Raw genomic sequence first — 3889 nt, 5'->3', positions numbered from 1 at the left:
ATGATAGAATTCACATGGTGCGAGGTGTCTGTGGCCCGTCGCGTGGCAGCCGGCGTGGAATATGGTGTGATGGAACCGAGGTGGCAACAATGACAACAATTGGTGATCATCTGTACGCGCGCAGTACCCATGAGGAACTGCTGACTCGTGCCACGAACGGGGCGTTCGTGACGACAGCCATGTGGTATCTGCTGTCGACAAAGCGGGTGGACGCGGTGCTGGGTGTAGAGCATGATCGGGAACGCAACTTGACGCATACCCGGTTCATCGATGACCCTCGGGAAATATCTGAGCTTGCGGGTACGGTTGTCACCGCGCCCCTCAACATCGTCCAGACATTGCGCAAGTACGCCGGCAGTGGGCGCGTGGCCCTGCCGGTCATGCCCTGCGAGGAGAAGCTGCTGGACGTCCTCATTCACAAAGATGAACTGCCCGTGCAGCTGTTCCGCATCGGACTCGTATGCGGCGGCCTCTTCAGCGCGAACGACCTCGGCAAGGAGGTGAAGCGTCTCGGAAAGTCGCTGCTGGACGTCGAGCGCGTCATCCATGGTGAGGGGGGATACTCCGTCTCATTCCGGGGCGAGGAGCAGGTCCACGAGTTTCCGGAGCGGAAGACCGTGCGTCCGGCCTGCGAGCGCTGTGTGACGCCCGAGCCCGTCACCTCGCATTTTTCCTGCGGGTACTGGGGGACTGGAAGTGACCGGGGCAGGACGTACGTGACGGTGAACACGGCGGAGGCGGCCGAGCTTGTCGACGCAATGGTGCGCGACCGGGCCCTGGTGGTCGAGCCGGTTCCCGACGATGCCCGCGCCATGCGCAAGCACCTGCTGGACCTCAAGACGGACGCGTCATGGCGATATCGGCGCCGGCAGTTCGAGACCGACCTGGTGGAGACGGGTGAGCAGATCAACGCGTGTCCGCTCTGTGGCGAGTGCATGAAGGCCTGTCCTCTCCGGACCGATGAATATGTCCAGCACCTGCTGGAGGGGGTGAAATCTCCAGCCGAATGGCTGGCCGCATTTGTCCTCGATCTGTACGATGAATGCGCGGAATGCGGCCTGTGCAGTGAGCACTGTCCCATCACGTTGCCGTATGACCTGGTCATCGAGCATCAGCGTGAACTGAGGAAGACCCTGCCTCGATGAGCACAAACGTTGTTCAGACCATCTGCCCGTTCTGCGGGGTTGGATGTGGCATGTACCTGGTCATCGACCATGGGCGCATCGCCGGTGCCGAAGGCTGGCCGGAGCACCCGGTGAACCGTGGCATGCTCTGCCCGAAAGGCCGGTTCAGCTACGCTCTCGTGAACAGGCCAGACCGTTTGAAGTATCCCATGCGGCGCGATGGGGATACGTGGAAACAAATCACCTGGGATGAGGCCCTTGCCATGGTACGCGAGCACCTCGGCCCGTTGCGTGAACGGGACCCCGACAGCATTTACGTGTTTGCATCGGCACGGTGCACCAACGAGGAGTCGTATCTGGCGCAGAAATTTGCACGAGTGGTCATCGGGACCAACAACGTCGACAATTGTACGCGCATGTGCCATGCACCCTCAGGATATGCGCTGACGCGGGTCTTCGGCGGAGGCGCCTCGACAAACAGCATGGACGATCTCGAGGAGGCAGGTTGTGTCCTCGTCTGGGGTTATAACCCATTTGAGACGCACCCGATGCTGTTTCAGCACGTCATTGCCGCTCGGAAGGCGGGGGCGAAGCTGATCGTGGTTGACCCACGTGTCACACAGACGGCCAAGGTCGCAAGCTTGCACCTGCAGCCCATACCCGGGACCGACATCGCGCTTCTCGCCGGCATGATCAACTATGTCATCCAGACGGGCCTGCTGGACCGCAAGTTCATTGAGCGTCGGACCGAGGGATTCGAAGAGCTGGCGAAGTCGGTGGAGCTCTACACACTCGAGCTGACGTCGTCGCTGACGGGTGTCCCCGCCGCGCTCATCCGGGAGGCTGCTCTCGCGTATGGGACGTCGCCCGCCAGCTCCATCCTGTTTGGCATGGGCCTGACCCAGTATGTAGGGAGTACAGCGACGATCGCCGCGCTGTGCCAGCTGGCCGTCGTGACCGGTAACATCGGGCGTCCCGGTACGGGTGTAAACCCCGCGCGTGGCCAGAACAACGTCCAGGGCACCGTCGACATGGGGGCCGTTCCAGACGGACTGCCCGGTGGGTCCATGTCTGACACGTCCGTTCGCACGATCGTTGAACAGGAATGGCACGCACCGCTGCCCCAGCGGCCTGGGCTGTTCGCAACGCAGGTATGGGAGGCGGCACAGGCGGGGACCGTGAAGGCAGCCTACATCATCGGCGAGAACCCGGTGCTGTCAGAGGCGGACGGCGCTGCTGTCGTCCGCGGGCTGGAGGCCATGGACTTTGTGGTCGTGCAGGACATCTTCATGACAGAGACTGCCCGGTATGCCGATCTCGTCCTGCCGGCGTCGCTGTGGGCCGAGAAGGACGGTACTTTCACCAATACAGAGCGGCGGGTTCAGCGCGTCCGCAAGGTGGTGGAGAGCCCCGAGGCCGCAAACCGAGACTGGCGTATCCTTATTGACATAGCAGACGCACTTGGAGCGGACTGGTACTACCGCAAGCCCGAGGACATCTTCGAGGAGATCCGCCGGGTTGTCCCCGCGTACGCCGGCATCACGTATCCCCTGCTCAACACGCCCGGCTTCGGCCTGCAGTGGCCGGTCGGGGAGGGAGGAGATGAGACCGAGATCTTGTATGTGGAACGATTTGCGACCCCATCCGGAAAGGCCCATCTGTCGGCGCTGGAGACAATTGATTTGACCAGCAGATTGACGGCGGAATTTCCGTTCACCCTCATCACCGGGCGCCTCATGGCGCAGTACAACACCGGTACCATGTCCCGGCGTATCGACCAGCTGAACCGCATCGCCCCGGCCGGGTACGTCGAGCTCAACCGCGACGATGCATCGCAGATCGGCGCAGCATCAGGCGATGTGGTAAGGGTAACTTCGAGGCAGGGCGCGCTGACTGTGCCTGCACGAATCGGTACCGGCGTGCCGAGAGGATTTGTGTTTATCCCCAACCACTACAGGGATACGGCAGTGAATGTCCTCGTGCCCAACAACACTGACCCGGTCGCACACGTCCCCGCCTACAAGGGCGTGCCTGTTCGCATCGAAAAGGAGGAACAGTTGTGAAGTCGTTGTACATCTGCATGGGAAGCGCTTGTCATCTGAAGTCTGCACAGTCGATCCTCGACGTGTTCCGCAGGAAAATCCAGGAGCACCAGTTGGAGGATGTCGTCGAGCTGAAGGGTTCCTTCTGCCTTGGGATGTGTGCCGAGGCGGTCCCGGTCAAGGTCAATGACACGATCGTCCACGGGATCACCGTCGAAAATGCTTCCGAGATGTTTGACAGGGAGGTCATGCCTCTTATCCGGGGAGCATAAGATGGACCCTGCCAACGACACATGGGCCGTGAACGAGTTCCTGCAAACGCTTAGTTAGAAGGTCGCCTGCGGCGGCACGACCACAACCATTGTTTCCCGCGAGACAGGGCGCACGGCCGAAGTCGAGAGGAATACTGCGCCCTGACTACCTGCCTATGCGCCAACCGGCGATGAGGAGCTGGTCGAGCGAGATCCCTGGATTTCGCGCAGGTCGATCACCGTCTCCTCGGACTTGAGGAGACGGCGCATTGTGTCCTGGTTTACATCTGCCACCTTGAGGATGATCCGGAGACGATGTGGCGATGTTGCAGGGAACGACGACACGGTCGTGACACCCCCGCCCGCTTCCACGATACGGTTGAACAGCGACGCGAGAGCACCCTTGCGGTTGTCTATCTCAAGAGATGCGCGGACACCCGGTGCGCGGGAACCGAGCATCTCGACGAACAAC

The 3889-nt window shown here is 61.4% G+C and carries 4 protein-coding genes; 3 read left to right on the top strand and 1 reads right to left on the bottom strand.

Annotation, left to right across the window (positions count from 1 at the left end; translation table 11 throughout):
* Positions 1-89: 89 nt before the first annotated feature.
* The 3 genes from SMC5_RS10230 to SMC5_RS10220 are packed head-to-tail and all read left to right on the top strand — an operon-like array spanning position 90 to position 3438.
* Positions 90-1145: a Coenzyme F420 hydrogenase/dehydrogenase, beta subunit C-terminal domain gene (locus tag SMC5_RS10230; protein WP_165846674.1), complete on the top strand. Its 1056-nt coding sequence runs from the start codon at positions 90-92 to the stop codon at positions 1143-1145.
* Positions 1142-3187 (top strand): formate dehydrogenase subunit alpha, encoded by a 2046-nt coding sequence (gene fdhF, locus SMC5_RS10225; protein WP_119120607.1) that lies wholly within the window; start codon positions 1142-1144, stop codon positions 3185-3187. Before SMC5_RS10230 ends, fdhF begins: the two co-directional genes overlap by 4 nt.
* A complete protein-coding gene (locus SMC5_RS10220) occupies positions 3184-3438 on the top strand; it encodes a (2Fe-2S) ferredoxin domain-containing protein (RefSeq protein WP_119120606.1) in 255 nt (84 codons plus the stop codon). The genes fdhF and SMC5_RS10220 overlap by 4 nt, the downstream gene beginning before the upstream one ends.
* 153 nt (positions 3439-3591) lie before the next feature.
* On the opposite strand, the gene SMC5_RS10890 is transcribed toward SMC5_RS10220, so the two are convergent.
* On the bottom strand, positions 3592-3889 hold a 298-nt coding region (locus SMC5_RS10890), incomplete at its 5' end, for a hypothetical protein (RefSeq protein WP_165849075.1).

Origin of the sequence: Candidatus Cryosericum odellii (assembly GCF_003570935.1) — a bacterium.
GTDB lineage: Bacteria > Caldisericota > Caldisericia > Cryosericales > Cryosericaceae > Cryosericum > Cryosericum odellii.
Note: the sequence above shows the minus strand (reverse complement) of the source record. Positions and strands in the feature narration are given on the sequence as shown.

Coding starts and splice junctions, on each gene's coding strand:
- fdhF (WP_119120607.1), top strand. CDS start 1,142: ATGAGCACAAACGTTGTTCAGACCATCTGCCCGTTCTGCGGGGTTGGA.
- SMC5_RS10230 (WP_165846674.1), top strand. CDS start 90: ATGACAACAATTGGTGATCATCTGTACGCGCGCAGTACCCATGAGGAA.